The following is a 19,229-nucleotide window of genomic DNA, read 5'->3' as shown; positions in this document are numbered from 1 at the left end:
TGATGGGTACGCGACCTAGGATGGTTGCGCGCACAGTGATGTGACGATCTTCGACCATGTGAAAATCCTCGACCCAGCAATGACCGTGAGGTGGCAATGCACCCGTTCGAGAATCCTTTCCGCCACAGTGCTGAGGCTAAGCGCCATGCCCTGCGGCATTTCCGCGCGGTGCTCTTCGACATGGATGGCGTGGTCACCGATACCGCCGGGGTGCACTCCAAGGCGTGGAAGGAGCTGTTCGACGCCGCCCTGGCCGAGATTGCCGGGGCTCCTCAGCCGGAGTTCACCGAAGAGGACTATCTGAACTATGTGGACGGCCGCCCTCGCGAGGAGGGTGTGCGTTCAATGCTGAGCGCCAGGGACCTGGAGGTGCCGGAGGGCTCTCCGGACGATGGGCCCCAGGCGCTGACCGTCCATGGTTTGGCCTCCCGCAAGCAGACATTCTTCGAGGCTGTGCTCAACCGTGACGGGGTCGATGTCTTCGACACCACGGTGAAGCTGGTGGAGCAGCTGCGGGCCGATGGCATTCCCACTGCCCTGGTGACCTCCTCACGCAACGGCCGGGAGGTGCTGCGTTTGGGCGGGCTGATGGAGATCTTCGACATCATCGTCGACGGCACCGATGCCCAGCTGCTTGGTCTGCCCGGTAAGCCGAACCCGGATATGTTTCTCCACGCCTCGACCCAGCTGAGGGTGGAGCCTGAGGATGCGATCGTGGTGGAGGATGCGGTCTCCGGGGTCCAGGCCGGGCGTGCCGGGAACTTCGGTATGGTGGTCGGGCTCAACCGAGGCGATGACCCGCGCCGGCTCAAGGAGGGCGGGGCGGACATCGTGGTCGAGGACCTCGCAGTGGCCAAACTGGAGACCCGCACCACGCGTCCCTACGACCCCAACTGGGTGCTCTCCTATGACTTCTTCGACCCCGCGGAGGAGCCGACCCGGGAGGTGCTGTGCCATATGGCCAACGGCTACTGGGGCACCCGGGGCTCCTATCCGGGGGCCAGTGCTGACGCCACGCACTATCCGGGCAGCTATATGGCCGGGGTGTTCAACCGTCTGCATACCGACCTGATGGGCAAGACGGTCGAGACCGAGCATATGGTCAACATCCCTGACTGGACCTTCGTGCAGATCACCCCTGAGGCCGGCACCCCGCTGCTGCCGGGGTCTCCGGAGCTGCTGGATTACCGGCAGGAACTGGATATGCGGCGCGGCATGGTGACCCGGGTGGCGCGGTTCCAGGATCTTCACGGCCGCCGCACCAAGGTCACCACCAGGCAGTTCCAATCCTTGGCGGGGGTGAACCTGGCCGCGATGGAGGTCAAGGTCGAGGCGGAGAATTGGTCCGGAAACGTCAATGTGCGTTCCATGATCGAGGGCAGGGTCGCCAACCGCAACGTCGCGGCTGACCGTGAGCTGGCCGGCAATCACCTGGAGCCGGTGGACTCACGGGAGATCGACGGGGAGACGGTGCTTCTGGAGACCCAGACCAACCAGTCGAAGGTGCAGATCGCGGTGGCCACCCGGACTTCGGTGCAGATCGCGGAGAACCCGATGCGCCGGCCGGTGATGGAGTCGGATCTGGTGGCCGGGCACGATATCTCCCTGCATCTGGAGGAGGGGAAGCCGATGCGGATCGAGAAGATCGCCGCGGTCTCCAACTCCCATGACCATGCGCTGTCCACGGTCTGGCACAATGCGGTGAAGCGGGTCCAGCGCGCCTCGAACTTCCGACGCCTGCTGACCTACCACGAGGAGATGTGGGGCACCCTGTGGCACCGGTTCGCGGTGTCCATCGGCGCTGGGCACTCCCGGCAGCAGCTGGCGCTGAACCTGCACACCTTCCATGTGCTGCAGACGGCCTTCGGCGCCCGGCGGGACCTGGACGCCTCCCTGCCGGCCCGCGGGCTCTCCGGTGAGGGCTACCGGGGGCATCTGTTCTGGGATGAGATGTTCATGTACCCGATGCTGACGCTGCGGCGCCCGGAGCTGACCCGCGGGATCCTGATGTACCGGTTCCGCCGGCTTTCCGAGGCCCGCGCCATGGCCCGCGCTGAAGGGTATGAGGGCGCGATGTTCCCCTGGCAGGCCGGCTCTGACGGGCGCGAGGAGACTCCGGCCGAGCTGTGGAACCCGCGGTCTCAGATGTGGATGGACGACAACTCGCACCGGCAGCGGCATGTCTCGCTGTCGATCGCCTATTCGGTGCTGCAGTACTTCGAGGCCACCCAGGACTACACCTTCCTCTCCGACTACGGCGGCGAGATCCTGGTGGAGATCAGCCGCTTCTTCGTGTCCATGGCAGAGTACGACGCCGCGGCGGACCGGTATGACATTGACGGAGTGATGGGCCCGGACGAGTACCACGACGGCTATCCGGACTCCCCGGGCTCCGGGCTGAAGAACAACGCCTATACGAACGTGCTGGCCTCCTGGATGCTGCGGCATTCGGCGCAGTTGGTCCGCGAACTGGACTCCCGCGACGATCCGCTCAGCGAGTGGCTGGACATCTTCGGCGATGAGCTGGACCGCTGGGAGCATATCTCCAGGCGGCTGCGGGTGCCGTTCCATGAGGATGGCATCATCAGCCAGTTCGAGGGCTATGAGGATCTGCTGGAGTTCGACTGGGAGGCCTATAAGGCCAAGTACGGCAATATCGGCCGGCTGGATCTGATCCTCCAGGCCGAGGGCGATGCCACCAACCGGTACAAGCTCTCCAAGCAGGCCGATGTGCTGATGCTGTGCTATCTGTTCAGCTCCGAGGAGCTGGTCGGCACCCTGAAGCATATGGGCTACGAACTGACCATGGAGGATTTCGGCCGGACCGTGGAGTACTACCTGGCCCGGTCTTCCCACGGCTCCACACTGTCACGGGTGGTGCACGGCTGGGTGGCTGCTCGCTTCGACCGCGCCGGGTCCTGGAACCTGTTCAAGGAGGCCTTGGAGGCGGATCTCTCTGACACCCAGGGCGGCACCACTCGTGAAGGCATCCACCTGGGCGCTATGGCGGGCACTGTGGATATGGTCATCCGCTGCTACGGGGGCATTGAGACCCGCTCAGATGCGCTCTGGCTGCACCCACTGCTGCCCGATGAGATCCCCGAGGTCACCTTCCGGATGCGCTACCGCAACCAGCCGATCATCGTCCGGATCAACCACAACCACGTGACCCTCAACCTCTCCGAGGGCTCAGCCGAGCCGATCGATGTCAATGTCGAGGGCAAGCACAAGCTCATGGAGCCCGGCGAAGTGTGGACAGCCAAACTGGAGCACTCCGCCCGCGCCAACGAGAAACAGAGAACTCCGGCTTAAGCACCGCCGCGCAGTTCCGTCGCACGGTAACGGGTGAAGTCCCGCTGGGCGACTGAGCCAAGCGTGTCACGGACCTCGTCGGCTGCCTGCTGCAGGTCATTCACCCAGTGCGCCACGGTTTCCGCGTCCACACCCTGCGGCAGATTGCCCAGGCGCAGCACCAGCCCCGAGTTCCGAAGACTCTGCTCAGCGGGGTCGAAGACCGGGACGACGACGGAGGCGATGTTCAGTCCCGTCTCCTCAGTCCCTATGCTCCCGCCGAAGTAACGGTGGCTTTCGGCGAAGACACGACGAACCTCGCGTTCACGCACAGGAGTGAGTTCGCCCAGACCATACTCCCTCAGCGCCTCACTGAGCTGGACGTACCCCTCCTGGTCACTGTCACCGATGCGAGCCACCGCATAACCCTGATCACGCACCTTCTCCAGGGTCTGGCGATATCCGAAAATGACCTCTTCATCCTGGGGGAAGATCTGATCGAGCCAGCGCTGCGACTGCTGCGGGCTCCAGGCCACCGCTGCCTCGCCCAGCGGCGGAATCAGCGGGATACGCACCCCGATGCGTTCGTCCATTTCGGTCGAGCCACCGTAAGAGCTGGCACCGATTGTCTGAGCGGTCTCGTCGATCTGGATCAGGGCCGCGGCTGAGCAGCGGTGGGTATCGGCCAACCGGTCCAGCTGAGGCCGAGCAGCCTCGGCCACACGGACTGCAGAGATGAGCTCCTCGTCCAGGTATGCGGCCATCCCAGTGGTAGAGAATCCGCCGTACCCGCCCTGGAAGAACAGCAGCGGGGTCACCGATCGCACTACTTGTAGGTCATCAACCGCACACAGTGAGATGTAGTGGTCACCGGCCTCAACCTCTTGATCGAGACGGCAGTGAATATGAGCCACGGCGCCCTTGATCTGCGGTGCGCCGTAGTCCGAGAGCTCCCAGTCGACCTTGTGGAACTTCTCCGGGTCCTTGGAAGCCAGAGTGCGGCAGACGCTTGACTGGTCGTGGGCGAGCACATTGATGCAGAGGTTCTCCGCCTGGCGCAGCTTCGCGTAGGTCTCTGAGGTCGTCATGGGCATAAAGGACACCAGCGGCGGTTCGAGGGAAACCGAGCTGAAAGTCCCCACGACCATCCCGATCGGCTGCTGATCGAGCATCCCTGTCACAAGAACCACACCAGTGGGGTAGTGCCCCATCACGTCACGGAATGTTCGGGGGTCAATGGTGTGTGCGGGTTCAGTGCTGATGGTCATCATCGTCTCCTCACCTGGCTGGCCGATGTCGCTCTGCAGACGGTCCACAGAAGGCCAATGTGTGCACTATCACAGTAAGAATATATTTTTTACAGTGACCTGTCTATCATCAGCTCCCTTGAAAGATAAGGACAGAAGTTTCTACTGGCATGAATGAAGTGTTCTGGCTCACAATGTCAGAGGACCCCCTCCAGGCAGAAAGGCTCAGCACATGCCCCGCACACGATCACAGCGCATGGCACTCACCACCTTCGTCATCCCCGCCGGCCACCACAAGGACGCCTGGCGCAGAGCGGGCAGCCGGATCGAGGAAGTCCCAGGGCTGGACTACGTCACAGAGCTGACCCAGATGGCCGAGCGAGCCAAGATCGACGCCGTCTTCTTCGGCGATGTGGCCCATGCGAACCCGACACTGCGCGGCGATATCAAGACCAACGGGTACTACGAACCGATCTCCACTCTGTCAGCCTTGGCAGCCCGGACTACTCACATTGGCCTGATCGGCACGATGTCTACCTCTTTCGAGAGCCCTTACACCGTAGCCCGGCAGATCGCCGGGGTAGACCATATGTCCAATGGGCGTGCCGGCTGGAACCTGGTGACCTCCTTCGACGGCTTTGCCAACTACAGCAAGGAGGGCATTCCGGCACCGGAGGACCGCTACCGCCGGGCCACCGAGTTCGCTGAGGTGGTCACCCGCCTCTGGGACTCCTGGGCAGACGACGCCGTCATCGCTGACCGCACCGGGGGCCACTACGCAGATCTGGGCAAAGTCCGCCGGATCAATCACAGCGGTGAACATTTCCAGGTCGAGGGCCCCGCGCCCGGACCCCGGGCCCCTCAGGGTCACCCCATCATTGTCCAAGCCGGCTCCTCCGGCCCCGGGCTGGAGCTGGGCAGTTCAGTGGCCGACGCCATCTACACCGCACAACCGGTCAAAGAGCGCGCCGTGGAGTTCTATGCTGACTTCAAGAAGATGCTGTCCGCGAAGGGCCGCAATCCGGATCACACCCACGTTCTGCCGGGCATCCTGCCCATCATCGGCGAGACGGCGTCCGAGGCCGAAGAGCTCGCCGCGGAGCTGGCTTCCTACGTGAATATCGAATTCGGCCGCAAACAGGTGGAGGCAGGCCTGAAGATGGACCTGTCCGAGCTGAGCGAAGACGAGCAGATTCCCGAGGAATGGTTCAGCCTGGACCCCAACATGGGCAGTCGGTACCACGTCTTCCGCCGCAAGTCGGTGGAGCAGAAGATGACCCTGCGCGATCTCATTGTGGACCTGGCCCGCTCGGCCGGCCACCAGTGGATCATCGGAACCCCCCAATCCATCGCTGATGTCATGGTCGACTGGTTCGAGTCCTACGCTTGCGACGGGTTCAATCTGAACTCCCCCTACAATCCAGGCGGCATGCAGCAGATGTGCGAGAAACTGGTCCCGGAGCTGCAGAACCGTGGTTACGCGCGCGCGGAGTATGAAGGTGCCACCCTGCGTGACCACTTTGGCCTGCCACGACCTTCGGCTTAAGCCATGCTTCCGCAAAAGGCTACACCCGACCGTCAGTGATACCCGATAAGACACCAGATCCAGGTCTTGTTTAATCCTACAATTACGCGTTATCGTTCATTTATGCATAATTAAGTGTGACCGGGGTCACGGCATCGGCTCTGGGCACAACCAATCACTCACACGAAAGAGAGACCTCATGAGACACAGCATCCACACCGGACTCCGCGCAACAGCGGCCTCCGGGGCGCTGCTCGCTCTCGCCGCATGCGGCAACGACTCCACCGACAATGGTGACGGGGAAGTCCAGGAACTCACGGTACTGCACGCCCCCATCAACTATGAGGCGGTTTATGTCGCAGAGCGAGAAGGCTACTTTGAAGAGGTCGGGCTCGAGGTGGACATCCGTCCAGGAGGAACTGCGCAAGACAACCTGGGGCAGCTCGCCGGAGGCTCGGTAGACCTGAGCATCATCTCCTGGGACGCAGCAGTCAGCGCTACACAGGAGGGGGTACCGATCAAAGTGATCTCCTCCAACGCCGTCATCAGTGAAGAGTTCGACACCTCAGGCGTGTTCGTGCGCGAGGACAGCGACATCGAGTCCATGGGCGACCTGGAGGGACGCACCATCGCGTTCAACTCGGTAGGCTCCGGCGGCAATGTGCCTGTCCTGCAAGCGCTGGAAGCCGACGGCGTCGATGCTGACTCCGTCACTCAAGTGTCGCTTCCGTTCGCCTCTATGGAAGCGGCCCTAGAGAACGACCAAGTCGAGGCAGTGTTTCCCTCGGACAGCTACTTCCACCAGATCTCTGCCAACGACGACTATCGATCGATCTCCCACCCCTCCCGTGAGTTCCGTGGCGGCCTGCCGATCACACTGTGGGCCGGGACCGAAGAATGGCTGGAGGAGAACCCGGACACTGCCGAGCAGTTCAACGAGGCGATGACGCGGGCCATCGAATTCTACGAAGATGCGGATAATCGTGAGGCAATCCTTGAGATTCGCTCCGAAGTCAGCGAACAGGAGATTGATGAGGTCGACTGGGAATTCATTCCCTTCAACATTTCTGTCGACACAGAAGTCGCCCAGAGAACCACTGAGGCGCTTGACGAGTTCGGCATCGTGGATGACCCTAAGAGCGTTGACGATATTCTGTGGGAAGGGGCGCCGCGGCACTAGGCCCGGCGAACGCTTATGACCACGACCCACACCCGGGCACCGTCAGCAGAGACGAAAGCCCCCCGGCGCAGTGCTTTGCTGCAGCGGGATTGGTCTCTTCTGGCTCAGCGGCTGGGAGCCCTTGGCATCATTCTGGCTCTCTGGCAGGCTGCCGTACTGACTGGCCTGCTGCCATCGATCACCCCCACAGTGCCCGAGGTCACTCTCGGGCTGTGGACTGCAGTGACCTCCACCAGCTTCTGGACTGCTCTCGGCCAGACACTGTCCGCGGCAACAGCCGGATGGATCATTTCCTGTGTCCTGGGGGTCTTCCTGGGGCTGTTGATCGGCCCTCTCCGCTGGTTGGACCGATCCACATCGGTGACTGTCGAGTTCGGTCGCGCCTTTCCCACCATTGCCCTGATGCCGGTGATCCTGCTCCTTCTGGGCGCCACCACATCCATGCAAATCACTATGGTGGTCCTGTCCGCCCTGTGGCCAGTCCTCGTCCAATCCATATTGGGAGCCCGTCGTCTTGATCCCGGGATCGCCGACACAGTCCGCATCTATCGCATACCTCGCCTGCTCTGGTTCAGACGTGTCCTTCTGCCCTCGGCCCTGCCGTTCGTCACCACTGGGGTGAGGATCGCAGCTTCAATCTCCATCTTGGCGGCAGTGGGCATCGAGGTGCTCACGCAGGTGCCCGGCATCGGTCGCATGATCACTCTGGCCCAAGAGGCCCAACGCTGGGACCTGGCTTTCGCCTATCTCTTCTTCGCAGGCCTCTTCGGCTGGACAGTCACAGCATTGCTAGCCCGCGCCGAGAGTTCCCTGCTGGCGTGGAACAGGCAAGCCAGTGGCTGACGGAGACATTCCAGCGATGAGCACAGATGAAGGGACACGTTGATGAAGACCTTGATCCGAGCCGGGTGGACTCTTTGGCTGCCCGTTCTATTGGTGACCATCTGGTGGTTCGCCTCTGCCAACAGCACCAACATCTATGTGCCGTCCCTGAGCCGCATCGTAGAAGTGCTCTGGCGAGATATCAGCAGCGGGCTGCTCATCGACGCGGCACGTGTGAGCCTCACCAACCTGGCGGTCGGCTTGCTCATTGCCGCTGCCGTAGGGATTCTACTGGGCCTACTGATCGGAGAAACGCGCAGATTGCGCCTGATCCTCGATCCCTATATTCACTTCTTCCGCTCTGTGCCACAGTCTGCGTTGGTCCCTCTGATCATCGGAGCCATGGGAATCGGTGCCGCACCGAAGATCTACACGGTGGCCTTCGCCTGCGTGTGGCCGATCCTGCTGAATACCATTGACGGTGTACGCGGCGTAGAGCCGACGATTCGCAGCGTCTCCAGAGTGTTCGGGGTGCCGAAGCTGCTCTATTTCCGCCGCGTGGTTCTGCCAGGAGCAATGCCCCAGGTCGTCGCAGGACTGCGAGTAGCCCTCCCCATCGGCATCGTCGTGATGGTGGTCAGTGAGCTGTTCGCTTCCAACCAAGGCTTGGGTTTCTACATTCTCAACTCTTCAGCCACGTTCCAAATACCCGAAACCTGGGGCGGAGCACTCATGGTGGGAGTGATCGGATACATCATCGTGATCATGTTCAGCCTGTTCGAACGAAGGGTACTCTCGTGGTACTTCCGCTCCGGTGCCCTGTGATGAGCCTCGACAATCACTTTCGTCAAAGCCAGACATCAGACAACCGCAGCACTACACAAGGAGGAGGGATCCCCATGACGGCTCCCCAGTCAATTCACACCGGTTCCCTGGACGTCCTTGGCGGGGAGGTGCTATTGGACGTCTCCCATGTGTCGATGGGTTATGGCGACGGCGAACACGAGAAGCGCATCTTGGAGGACCTCAACCTTAAGGTGGGTCACAGTGAATTCGTCTCCATCGTGGGGCCCTCTGGCGTCGGGAAGACGACACTGCTTCGTGGACTGTCCGGACTGCTTCCTCCCAAAAGGGGCACTGTCAGCGTCGCCGGCCAGACAATCACTGGTCCGCATCCAGACATTGCTGCAGTCTTCCAAGACTACTCACGGTCGCTCATGCCCTGGATGACCACCCGCGAAAACGTCGCATTTCCTCTTCAGGGCCAAGGTGTGGGCAGGAGGGAGCGCAACCGTCGCGCAGAGGAGTCCTTGGAGGAAGTGGGCCTGTCAGGCCAAGGAGACAAATACCCGTGGGAGATGTCCGGTGGTATGCAGCAGCGAGTGGCTATTGCGCGCGCGCTGGCCTACCACGCCAAAGTACTGCTGATGGACGAACCCTTCGCCTCAGTGGATGCCCAAACCCGCTTCGACCTGGAGGATCTCGTGGTCAACCTCCGCGAGGCCTTGGGGGTGACTATTGTTCTTGTCACCCACGACGTTGACGAGGCGATCTACCTGGCAGACCGGGTCATCGTGATCGCCGAGAAGCCGGCGACAGTAGTAGACGTCATCGAAACAGGTTTCGGGACGGTCCGAGACCAGGTGGACACCAAGGCGGATCCACGGTTCCAGGACGCCCGCGGACGCATCCTCACCCGCCTGCGTAAGGCCTAACGCCTCTGTCAATCAGCTGAGAGTTTCGCCCCGGGCCCGTTCTGAAGGTGCCCGGGGCGAATTGCCCATAGAAGAGTGGTCTGAGGACTGCCTACTCGGCAGAGACAGCTTCTCCGGCCGGGAACAGCCCATGGGAGCGGAATTCAGTGAAGTCGTACAGAGCCCAACGCGTCGCCCACTTCTGGTCCTCAGCGGGCCAGATCACTGGCGGGCGCTCGTCGTCGTAAATGTGCTCAAGGTCGGTGTAGAGCTCGACTACCGCACCACTGGGCTCCACATAGTATGCAGCCATGTTATGCCCGGCCCCATGCCGAACCGGTCCCATCAGCAGCCGCATTCCGTGATCGCAGAGACGGTCGGCCACTTTGCCAAGCTCAGCGATTGATTGCACTTGCCACGCATGATGGTGCAGCCACCCGGCGCCGCGAATCAGGGCAATACCGTGGTGCTCGGTATTGCACCGCAGGAAATAGGCGAAATCGTCACCAATGATGTCGCTGACTCGAAAGTCCAGGACGTCGACGAAAAAGTGCCGCATCGCCTCAACGTTCTTCGGATGCAGGTTCACGTGGCCGAATCGGTCCGGAGCGTGTCCCGCGGGAACTACATCAGACTTCTGCGGACCTATGTAGATTTCGAAGATGAATCCCTCCGGACCAGCAAAGGAGAAACCATCTTCAACCCCTGGGTGCAAGGGGAGATCGGTGAGGATCGGATAACCGGCGTCCTGGACCCGTCGACGAGCCTCCCTGAGCCCGGTGGGGCCGGCTGCGATGAGCCCGACTTGGCCCACAGCGTCGCGCTGCGCGTCGATGTAGACCAGCTCGTGGTGGCGCTTGGCCCGGGAGGAGAGGAAGACCGCATTGCCTGTGCGATCCGTCTCGACAAGACCGAGGATATCGCGGGCGTGACCCAGCGACTGTTCAATATTGCTGGAATGGATGCAGATATAGCCGATCTCGCTGATGACGCCGAATGCCATGGAAACTCCTATCGCCGGTGATAGAGAAACACGGGCTCGGGCCCGATAGTACAAATGTTACCAATAATGCACTATTTTGCCGAACGATGCTTCACTCATCAGGTGCAATCAGTCCGACTGTGAGGATCATCTCCATCGACGTGGTGTAGTGCTTTCGCAGGAGCGGTCCCGCTGCCTCGGCATCGCGATTGAGCACCGCCTCGAGAATCTCCCGATGCTCTGCAGCAATATCCCGCTCCCGAGTCTTCACCCCTGGTGCCGCCCAACGCCGGTAGAGGGACGTCTCGTCAGCCAGATTCGACGTCAAACCCATAAGCACTGGAAGCTGGCAGGCTGAGAGCAGTTTTTCGTGGAAGTTCTTATGGGCCGTGCGCCAGGCCGCATTAAGGTTATGACTACCCTCCTCCGCATACTGCGGAGTGCGCTCTAACGTGTGATGGGCAGCGATCACTTCTGACTCCCACTGGAGGTCGCCGCGCTCAATCGCCAGCCTGATTCCAAACTCCTCGGAAAGGCAGCGCAGTTCGTTGAAATCCTTAAGCTGTTCCAACGAGAGTCCCGGGACGAAGAACCCGCGGTTAGGCTTCAGCTCTACCAGCCGCTCTCCCGAGAGCCTCGTCAAGGCTTCACGGATCACGGTGCTGCTGGTGCCATATCGGTCGGAAAGCCCCACCAATTGCAGCTTCTCGCCGGGCGACCAACATCCGTCCAATATGTCCTGCCGCAACTTATCCCGCACATCTGTGCTGAGAGTCTGCGACTTTCCGCGTCTCGCCATGGCTCAGAGTATACAGACGGAACAATCGATAGTTGCTCACACTGGCGCTGAAGTGAAAAATCATAAATAATGCATTTCTTGTTGACCTGTGCAGAATCCTGAGATATGTTGAACTTTCAGAAGTGACACCAGTCACCTTGTCTCACATCGGGGAGGAGCTTCAATGCGTTACGCGAGTTACAGGAACAGCGCTGGTCAGTCCACATGGGGAGCAGAGGACCGCGGTACGCTCTACGACCTCGGACCTTCGGGCCTGAACATCGCAGCCTCGCTGAAAGACGCCATCGTCGGTGGTCTGCTCAGCGGGATCGGCCCTGTCTCGCAAGCTCCCAGCCAGCCAGTGGACGGCACCGAGTTCCTGACGGTGCTGGAGAACCCGGGAAAGATCATCTGCATCGGTGTGAACTACCGGGCCCATAAGGAAGAGACCGGCCGGCCCGATGTCGCCTACCCAACTGTCTTCTCCCGCTTCTCCGACACCCTGTGGCCGCACGGCGCCGAGGCACCGCTCCCCGCAGAGTCGGAAAAGTACGACTATGAGGGCGAACTCGCCCTGGTGATCGGCACCCGGGCCTGGAAGGTCTCCGCGCAGAGCGCTTTCGACCATGTGGCTGGATACGCACCCTTCAACGACCTTTCGGCCCGCGACTGGCAGCGCCACACCGGCCAGTGGATCCCCGGCAAGAACTTCCCGTCCTCCGGTCCTTTCGGCCCCTATTACACACCGGCCGAGGATATTGAGGATGTCACCTCGTTGACCCTGGAGACCCGGGTCAACGGCGAAGTTCGCCAACACGCCGACATCTCTGACCTGCTGTTCGACATCCCCGCTCTCATTGAGTACGTCTCCACCTTCACCCCGCTAGAACCCGGCGATGTGATCGTCACCGGCACTCCCGGCGGTGTGGGCCTGTTCATGGATCCCCCCACCTTTCTCGCCCCGGGCGATCTGGTGGAGGTAGAGATCACCGGACTCGGCACACTCACCAATCGCATAAGTGACTGAGCGGCGGGACTCAAAACAGTCCTGAGAGGAGAGTTGGCGATGATTGAGTCACAGCTCAACTGTGAGGTGCTGGTGGTCGGCGCTGGCCCCGTGGGCATGACAGCCGCTCTGCTGATGGCAGACGCCGGGGCCGACGTCGTACTGGTGGAGCGGCGCAACGAACCCGGTGACGAGCCTCGGGCGATCAGCCTGCAGGACGAGTCGCTGCGCACCTTCGACACTTTAGGGGTGGCCGATGCGCTGAAGGCCGAATCACTGCTGGACACCGGCAGCAGGTACTTTGGGCGCAACGAACGGCTGCTGGCCGAAGCCAAGCCGGTTCCCTCCCGCAGCGGACATCCTGCCAAAAGCCAGTTCGACCAACCCATCCTAGAGAACCTGCTCTTCCGCCGGGCAGTGGAGCATTCCACTCTGCGGTTCCTCACCAGCACTGAGGTGACCGCTGTGGAACAGGACGACCACGGGGTGAGCGCCCAGGTGAGCGGAGCAGATGGCGACGTCCGCATTGCGGCCCAGTGGCTGATCGGCGCAGACGGCGGCCGCAGCTTCATCCGCCGAGCAGCAGGGATCGAGCTGGTGGGCACCACCCAGCCGCAGCGCTGGATCGTGATCGATCTGCTGGGCGAAAAGCACGGTCGCGGCCCTTTCGCAGAGTTCCACTGCGACGGGATTCGTCCCTATGTGCTGGTTCCCGGGGTCAAGGGCCGGCTGCGCATCGAATTCATGCTCTTCGACGGTGAGGATCCCGATGCCATGACCACCCCAGGGGCCATCGCCGAGCTCGTGCGGCCCTTCCGCCAGCGCCTGGACCCGCAGGACGTTCGGCGCGCCTCGGTCTATGTGGCTCACCAGCGGATAGCCGAGTCCTACCGACGCGGCCGCATCTTTCTGATCGGCGATGCTGCCCACCTCATGCCGCCATTCGCCGGTCAGGGCCTCAACGCAGGGATCCGCGATGCCACCAATTTGAGCTGGAAGCTTTTGGAGGCGCTGCGCGGGGCCGCCTCGGAGCAACTGCTGGACAGCTACCAGGCCGAGCGCCGGGGCCATGCAGAGAAGATGATTGCGGTCTCCCAGCGAATCGGCAGAGTTGTCATGTCCACCGGCAGAGTCACCACCCGACTACGAGACGCGGCTATCCGCGGTATCAGCTTGCTGCCTCCAGTCCACGACTACCTGGCCAATATGCGTTTCATCGCTCCCCCTGATGTTTCCACCGGGCTGGCCCTGACTCCTGGGGTGGGGAAGCCGGGACTCCCCTCTTATGACCTCAAGGCAGCCGTAGTCGGCCAACCGGTGGGTCAGCCGCAGGTCAGCGATGCCGCCGGACGCACCGGCGGATTGGACAGTTTCGTGGGTCCTCGGTGGGCGCTGGTCACATTGGGCTCTCCAGCGAGCACCGACCATCCGGCCAACGGCACCGCCGAGGAGTACTGGGATGCCCTGGGTGCGGTGCGCCTTCAGCTGCTCCCAGCCGGCAGCACCGCTGCCGCATGCCCCGGCTCTCAGTTGGTCCTCACCGAGCAAGAGCCGCTGCTAGTACCCGCCGGAGCCGACGGCGGCCTGCACATCCTCATACGGCCCGACAGGTATGTGGCCGCCGTTTTCGACTCCCAGCACGAACTCACCGTCGCAGAACAGCTCACCGAGTTCATCGACCCGCACGCCCGACGCACAGACAACCGCCGCAGCGGTTCGGCGGAACCGACCACGCCAGGAGGGCACCCATGAGTGTGACCCAGCAAACCCATCCCACCACCGAGTCAGTGAATGGGGACCTCTATTGGATCGACCAGTACGAACCGATCACCGAGACCGACACTGAGCTGCACGAGATCATCACCTCTTCTGAGCTGCCGGTCCTGCTGGCCTCGCTGGCTGCGGCGCTGCAGGACTCATCGATTCTCAGCGACGAACTCCGGCCCCCGCTGCCGCCGATGGGCGCCTACCTCAAACCCCACGGCGGAATGGATGACACTCAGCAGGAGAAGGCCGCAGAGGTGGCCCTGCAGGCGCTGAAACGCCTTCGTGATGAGCGGATCGACCGTGTCGATGTCCTCCCCCAAGATCTGGTGGATGAGATTCTCGACTGGTTCACTGACGGGCGCACGCGCGACCCTTCCTGGGCGGGGCAGCTCAAACATGAACTGGATTTGGCACCGGACAAGAACGGCTCTCCACGCTGGAGTTATGAGGACTACGCCGGGGAGAAACCCTTCGAGACACTGGTGGTCGGAGCCGGAATCTCCGGGCTGGCCGCAGCCTGGCGGCTGAAGGAGGCCGGGCTGCCGTTTACCTGGATCGAGGCGTCACACCGCCTCGGTGGCACCTGGTGGAAGAACCATTATCCAGGGGTGCGGTTAGACACCCCGACCTACGGCTACAGCTTCTCCTTCGCCCAGCGCACCGACTGGCCGCATCAGTTCGCCAAGGGTGAGGAGGTCCTGGACTATCTGGAGACCGTGGCTGAGCACGCCGGCTTCACCGATGAGTCCATTGAGCTGAACACCCGGCTGGTGCGCGCCGTCTTCGACGAGGAGACTGGTACCTGGACTGCCACCACCGCCACCGCCGAGGGAGAACAGACCCGCCGGTTCAATGCGGTGATCATGGGTGTGGGTCAGTTGGACAATCCCCATATCCCCAGCTGGGAGGGGCAGGAGAGCTTTCAGGGCGCCCAGATGCACTCCCAGGAGTGGGATCACTCCGTTCCCCTGGAGGGCAAGAAGGTGGCGGTTATCGGCACCGGGGCCAGCGCCTACCAGATCGTTCCGGCGATCGCGGAGAAAGTGGACAAGCTCTACGTCTTCCAGCGCAGCGCTCCGTGGATGCTGCCGGCACCGACCTATCACGAGCCGATGAGTCCAGCCGCCGACTGGCTGCACCGCAAAGTGCCGCACTACGGGCACTGGTTTCGGCTGTGGGTCACCACCGGAGGAATCGACGGCCGCATCCACATTGCTCGAGCCGAAGAGGGTTGGGAGGGCGCCCCACACAGTGTCTCCGCAGCCAATGAGGAGTTCCGCCAGGAGATCATCGCCCGCTATCAGGAGCAGTACGAAGGACGGGAGGATCTGCTGAAGGTGGCCGTGCCGACCTATCCACCCTCAGCCAAGCGCTTGCTGCGCGATAACGGTGTATGGGCCAAGGCGCTTCGCAGTCCGCGCACCCGGGTGGTCACCGAGGGCCTGAGCAGTTTCGTCCCGCACGGATTGGTCACCGGTGGCGGGGAGACTCTCGACGTCGATGTGGTCATCTACGCCACAGGCTTCCGGCCCTCCGACTACCTGGACCCCATTAAGGTGGTCGGCCGCGGTGGGCTAGAGATCCACGATTATTGGGGCGGAGATGCCAAGGCCTTCGCCGGGATCACTGTGCCCAACTTTCCCAATCTGTTCATGCTGCTGGGCCCGAACACCGGCGGCGTGGTGGCGGGAGGCCTACACTTTATGATCGAGCGCGCCGCCGAATACGCAGTAGAGGCCATCCATCAGCTGCTGAAGCGCGATGCCAAAGCACTGGACCTCACTCAGCAGGCGCTGGATCGGTTCTGCGAATGGGTGGATGCGGAGAACCGTCAGATGACCTGGGGCCAGCCGTATGTGAACACCTGGTATCAGAACCGTTTTGGCCGGGTCTCCCAAGTCTGGCCATTCCGTACCACGGAGTACTGGCGAATCACCGAGGGCATCATCGAGGACGACTATGAGTTTCTCACGTGAGTGATCGATGCTTCCGGTATGCCCGGCTGGCGGATCCCGCCGACCGTTTTGCCGAGGCCGAAGGCCCTCTGGAACAGCTGGTCCCGGACCAGCCCGCGGCCTTCCCGCAGCGTCCTGGGGCGCTCAACGCGCTGCTCGGCTCCGCCAACTCAGAGCTTTCCCAAACTGAGGACGCCTTCCAAGTTCGGGTGCAAACGCCTGATGGTGCCGCAGACGCACCGGTGATCGTTTTCCTGCCCGGCGGAGGATTTCTCTCCGGCGGCGGCAACACCCGCTGGTTCAGCGCACCGGCCTGGCTCCAGAGATCGGAAGCAGTGCTGGTCACAGTGACCTACCGGGTAGGGGTCTGGGGACACCTGGGGCCTACCGGTCAGCCACAGGAGTCACAACGTGGGCTGCGGGATGTGCTGTGCGCGCTGCGCTGGGTGCGTCAGCATATTGGATCCTTCGGCGGCGACCCGGAGAACATTACCCTGGCAGGGGACTCTGCCGGCGCCTGGTACGCCTATGCGGCGGCAATCCTTCCCGAGACCTCAGGGCTTTACCGACGCCTGGCGCTGGTGAGTCTGCCGCGGGAGAACCCGCTCAGCCCTGAGGCCTATGCCGAGCGGCGCAGCTGGTTCTGTGCAGAGCTCGGCGGCGAGTCACGCTTAGCCACCGCCTCAGCAGAGGAGCTGCTGGAGGTCCAGGGGCGTATGGTGCGCCGCTGGGCCGGCCGTGGGATGCCGCTGATGCCGGCCTCCGGGGGTTGTGTACCGCCCAATCTGCACCGCTTCTCCGAGACAGCCGCCGGGCTGCGGGCTGAGAGTCTGCTGCTGCTGACCACCTCCGAAGAGGCAGCGGCCTTCCTCTACTCAGCGCCGGAGGAGGCCTTCAGCTCCGAGAGTGTGGCGGGGTTCCTGACGAACCGATTCACCGAGGCGGCGCGGGCCGGCCGGCTGATCCTGGACAAGCGGCCAGGGGCCACGCCTAAGCAGCAGGTGATCGAGGCGATGACACTGCACCAGTTCCACACCGCTCAGCTGGAACTCGCCGCAGCAGCCAGCTCGCAGATGCCGGTCTATGTGCTCGGCCTGTCTGCGCAGTCACCGTTGCCCGGAGCGTTCAGCCCGCACTGCTATCCGCTCCCCTTCCTCTTCGGCACTGCGGAGACCTGGCACGACGCCCCCATGCTGCGGCATCTGCCCGCAACTGAGTTTCAGCAGCTGGCTGCGCAGATGGAGCAGATGTTCGTAGGCTTCGCGGTCTCCGGTGAGCCTAGCGTCTCCGCGGCCTCTCCCCCCGTCAAGCCCTTCGACGCCGCTGCCCCGCTGCGCTATGAGATCGATACCGGTGGAGTCTTCGCCAAGACTCCACCAGAGTCTGGGCTGTCCATCGTCTGAGTAGGGATACCAACCATGAGTTCAGCGGCGCGCTCGGCGACGGCGATGACGGCTAGGTTGATATTGGCACTGACAATCTCCGGGAAGATCGAGGCATCCACCACACGCAGCCCTTCGGCTCCGAGAATCCGGCAGTGAGAGTCGACGACGGCGGACGGATCACCCTCGCTGCCCATCCGCGCAGTGGAGCATAGGTGCATGACGTCCTTGACCTGGCCGAGCAGGTCCAATCGAGAGGCCGGGGCTTGGATCTCGCCGGTGCGCAGTGCGGAGAACTCGGGCTGACGCATCAGATCCACGGCCCTTGCCACACCATCAATCATTCGGACAACATCTTCTGATGTCGTCAGCAACCGCTGCTCGATAACCGGCTGGGTGCCCGAGCCGGCGTCAGGAAGCCATAGTGTTCCCCGTGAGGTAGCCTGGTTCAACTGCACAGCCAGCCCGGCGGTGTCATTGCCGAACCAGTAATTGTGGTTGGTGGACAGAATCACCATGTCGTTGGGTCCGGTGCCGACCAGCCCGGAGGAGTAGCGTACGGAGAGGTGAGTGGGCCGCATACCTTGGGGCAGATGACGTTCGGGATGAGGAGTGAACTGAACGAACGCGATCGCATGATCTTGGGCCCCCTGACCCACCGGAAGGTCGGAAACCACCGGAATCTGCAGCCGAGCCAGCTCATGAGCGGGCCCGATCCCGCTACGTAGCAGGATCGCAGGGCTCAGCGCGGCACCAGCACTCAGGATGATCTCCCCGTCCAGTGCCACCGATACGGTGCTGCCGTCGCTCAGGCGTACTCGGCGCGCCCGCTGGCCGTCGAACTCTACCGCGTGGACATGGCTGTCTCCGCGGATAGTGAGATTGGGCCTACTACGGACGGGATCCAGATAGCCATGATTGGTGGAGATCCGCCGCAACTCACGCGTGTGATTAGCTGGGTAACGGCTGCGCCCGGTGCTTCCAGGGGCGTTGTAGTCGTCGTACCATGGGTGTCCCATCCGTTCCGCGGCGATGTTGAGAGCCTGGTCAACGTCACCCCACCCGTCCGGCGCTTCCCGATGGATTGGAATGGGGCCACCGGAGCCGTGATGGAGACTGTCTGGATAGTCAAGATCAGTCTCCAAGCGGATCAACGCCCGCTGCATCGGCTCTGGTCCCCATCCCCTGGCACCGAGCTCTTCCCAGCGCAGCCAGTCATCCTGCTCCGGCCGCACGGCAACCAGACCGTTGACTGAGGAAGAACCGCCGGCACCGCGTCCACGGGCATAGAGCATCGGCGATCTGTCGGGCCTGCGCCGAGCGGAGATGTCGGTGAAGTAGTAATCGGGTTCCATCTCGTGGGAAGGCTTCATACTCAGTCCGGTGCGCAATGTCCGACTGCGCAAGAAGGGTGAGATCTGTTCACCGGGGTAATCCGGTCCAGATTCCAGCAAGAGCACCTGACGGTCGGGATCCGCGCTGAGCCGGTGGGCCAACACGGCTCCCGCAGATCCTGCTCCGACGATGATGATGTCCCATTGGCTGCTCATAACACTCCTGCGAACTTGGCTTTACTTTACACTTGTTAAGAAGTGTAGCG

14 protein-coding genes are annotated in these 19,229 nt (G+C 62.4%); 10 read left to right on the top strand and 4 right to left on the bottom strand.

Translation table 11 applies throughout. The annotated features are described in order from the left end of the window. The first annotated feature begins 96 nt into the window (after positions 1–96). Complete coding sequence (locus DVO78_RS16555; protein WP_120006589.1) at positions 97–3,312, top strand: beta-phosphoglucomutase family hydrolase; 3,216 nt, start codon at positions 97–99, stop codon at positions 3,310–3,312. On the opposite strand, the gene DVO78_RS16550 is transcribed toward DVO78_RS16555, so the two are convergent. Further along, positions 3,309–4,607, bottom strand: a complete 1,299-nt coding sequence (locus tag DVO78_RS16550; protein WP_120006587.1) for a flavin reductase family protein — start codon at positions 4,605–4,607, stop codon at positions 3,309–3,311. The two genes, DVO78_RS16555 and DVO78_RS16550, sit on opposite strands and share 4 nt — an antisense overlap. 187 nt (positions 4,608–4,794) lie before the next feature. Here DVO78_RS16550 and DVO78_RS16545 point away from each other — a divergent pair, with 187 nt between their 5' ends. The 5 genes from DVO78_RS16545 to DVO78_RS16525 all read left to right on the top strand — a co-directional run bounded on the left by DVO78_RS16545 (position 4,795) and on the right by DVO78_RS16525 (position 9,780). After that, positions 4,795–6,084 (top strand): NtaA/DmoA family FMN-dependent monooxygenase, encoded by a 1,290-nt coding sequence (locus DVO78_RS16545; protein ID WP_157984104.1) that lies wholly within the window; start codon positions 4,795–4,797, stop codon positions 6,082–6,084. A 178-nt stretch (positions 6,085–6,262) separates the two neighbouring features. Beyond that, a complete protein-coding gene (locus DVO78_RS16540; RefSeq protein ID WP_120006583.1) occupies positions 6,263–7,243 on the top strand; it encodes an ABC transporter substrate-binding protein in 981 nt (326 codons plus the stop codon). A gap of 15 nt (positions 7,244–7,258) precedes the next feature. Continuing rightward, positions 7,259–8,086, top strand: coding sequence for an ABC transporter permease (locus DVO78_RS16535; RefSeq protein ID WP_120006581.1), 828 nt, complete (start codon positions 7,259–7,261; stop codon positions 8,084–8,086). A 42-nt stretch (positions 8,087–8,128) separates the two neighbouring features. After that, on the top strand, positions 8,129–8,890 hold the full coding sequence (locus tag DVO78_RS16530) for an ABC transporter permease (protein ID WP_120006579.1): 762 nt from the start codon (positions 8,129–8,131) through the stop codon (positions 8,888–8,890). A 74-nt stretch (positions 8,891–8,964) separates the two neighbouring features. Next, positions 8,965–9,780 (top strand): ABC transporter ATP-binding protein, encoded by an 816-nt coding sequence (locus DVO78_RS16525; protein WP_120006577.1) that lies wholly within the window; start codon positions 8,965–8,967, stop codon positions 9,778–9,780. A 91-nt stretch (positions 9,781–9,871) separates the two neighbouring features. Here the strand turns inward: DVO78_RS16525 and DVO78_RS16520 are convergent, their stop codons facing one another. Together DVO78_RS16520 and DVO78_RS16515 are read right to left on the bottom strand one after the other, a co-directional pair. After that, positions 9,872–10,762, bottom strand: a complete 891-nt coding sequence (locus tag DVO78_RS16520; protein WP_120006574.1) for a VOC family protein — start codon at positions 10,760–10,762, stop codon at positions 9,872–9,874. Between the two features lie 91 nt (positions 10,763–10,853). Continuing rightward, positions 10,854–11,540 (bottom strand): GntR family transcriptional regulator, encoded by a 687-nt coding sequence (locus DVO78_RS16515; RefSeq protein WP_120006572.1) that lies wholly within the window; start codon positions 11,538–11,540, stop codon positions 10,854–10,856. A gap of 163 nt (positions 11,541–11,703) precedes the next feature. Between DVO78_RS16515 and DVO78_RS16510 the strand changes: the two genes are divergently transcribed. From DVO78_RS16510 to DVO78_RS16495, 4 genes are read left to right on the top strand one after another with little or no spacing between them, the layout of a single operon-like run. Continuing rightward, complete coding sequence (locus DVO78_RS16510) at positions 11,704–12,546, top strand: fumarylacetoacetate hydrolase family protein (protein WP_120006570.1); 843 nt, start codon at positions 11,704–11,706, stop codon at positions 12,544–12,546. A 39-nt stretch (positions 12,547–12,585) separates the two neighbouring features. After that, positions 12,586–14,277: an FAD-dependent monooxygenase gene (locus DVO78_RS16505; RefSeq protein ID WP_120006568.1), complete on the top strand. Its 1,692-nt coding sequence runs from the start codon at positions 12,586–12,588 to the stop codon at positions 14,275–14,277. Further along, entirely contained in the window at positions 14,274–16,268 is a 1,995-nt protein-coding gene (locus DVO78_RS16500) for a flavin-containing monooxygenase (protein WP_120006566.1), read from the top strand. Before DVO78_RS16505 ends, DVO78_RS16500 begins: the two co-directional genes overlap by 4 nt. After that, positions 16,265–17,650, top strand: a complete 1,386-nt coding sequence (locus DVO78_RS16495) for a carboxylesterase family protein (protein WP_120006564.1) — start codon at positions 16,265–16,267, stop codon at positions 17,648–17,650. Before DVO78_RS16500 ends, DVO78_RS16495 begins: the two co-directional genes overlap by 4 nt. Here DVO78_RS16495 and DVO78_RS16490 read toward each other — a convergent pair. Beyond that, the gene (locus DVO78_RS16490; RefSeq protein WP_120006562.1) at positions 17,584–19,179 is read right to left on the bottom strand and encodes a GMC family oxidoreductase; all 1,596 of its coding nucleotides are present in this window, start codon (positions 19,177–19,179) and stop codon (positions 17,584–17,586) included. The two genes, DVO78_RS16495 and DVO78_RS16490, sit on opposite strands and share 67 nt — an antisense overlap. Positions 19,180–19,229 lie beyond the last annotated feature (50 nt).

The organism is Nesterenkonia muleiensis, from assembly GCF_003600155.1.
GTDB lineage: Bacteria > Actinomycetota > Actinomycetes > Actinomycetales > Micrococcaceae > Nesterenkonia > Nesterenkonia muleiensis.
This window is presented reverse-complemented; position numbering and strand designations above follow the sequence as displayed.

Coding starts and splice junctions, on each gene's coding strand:
- DVO78_RS16555 (WP_120006589.1), top strand. CDS start 97: ATGCACCCGTTCGAGAATCCTTTCCGCCACAGTGCTGAGGCTAAGCGC.
- DVO78_RS16545 (WP_157984104.1), top strand. CDS start 4,795: ATGGCACTCACCACCTTCGTCATCCCCGCCGGCCACCACAAGGACGCC.
- DVO78_RS16540 (WP_120006583.1), top strand. CDS start 6,263: ATGAGACACAGCATCCACACCGGACTCCGCGCAACAGCGGCCTCCGGG.
- DVO78_RS16535 (WP_120006581.1), top strand. CDS start 7,259: ATGACCACGACCCACACCCGGGCACCGTCAGCAGAGACGAAAGCCCCC.
- DVO78_RS16530 (WP_120006579.1), top strand. CDS start 8,129: ATGAAGACCTTGATCCGAGCCGGGTGGACTCTTTGGCTGCCCGTTCTA.
- DVO78_RS16525 (WP_120006577.1), top strand. CDS start 8,965: ATGACGGCTCCCCAGTCAATTCACACCGGTTCCCTGGACGTCCTTGGC.
- DVO78_RS16520 (WP_120006574.1), bottom strand. CDS start 10,762: ATGGCATTCGGCGTCATCAGCGAGATCGGCTATATCTGCATCCATTCC.
- DVO78_RS16515 (WP_120006572.1), bottom strand. CDS start 11,540: ATGGCGAGACGCGGAAAGTCGCAGACTCTCAGCACAGATGTGCGGGAT.
- DVO78_RS16510 (WP_120006570.1), top strand. CDS start 11,704: ATGCGTTACGCGAGTTACAGGAACAGCGCTGGTCAGTCCACATGGGGA.
- DVO78_RS16505 (WP_120006568.1), top strand. CDS start 12,586: ATGATTGAGTCACAGCTCAACTGTGAGGTGCTGGTGGTCGGCGCTGGC.
- DVO78_RS16500 (WP_120006566.1), top strand. CDS start 14,274: ATGAGTGTGACCCAGCAAACCCATCCCACCACCGAGTCAGTGAATGGG.
- DVO78_RS16490 (WP_120006562.1), bottom strand. CDS start 19,179: ATGAGCAGCCAATGGGACATCATCATCGTCGGAGCAGGATCTGCGGGA.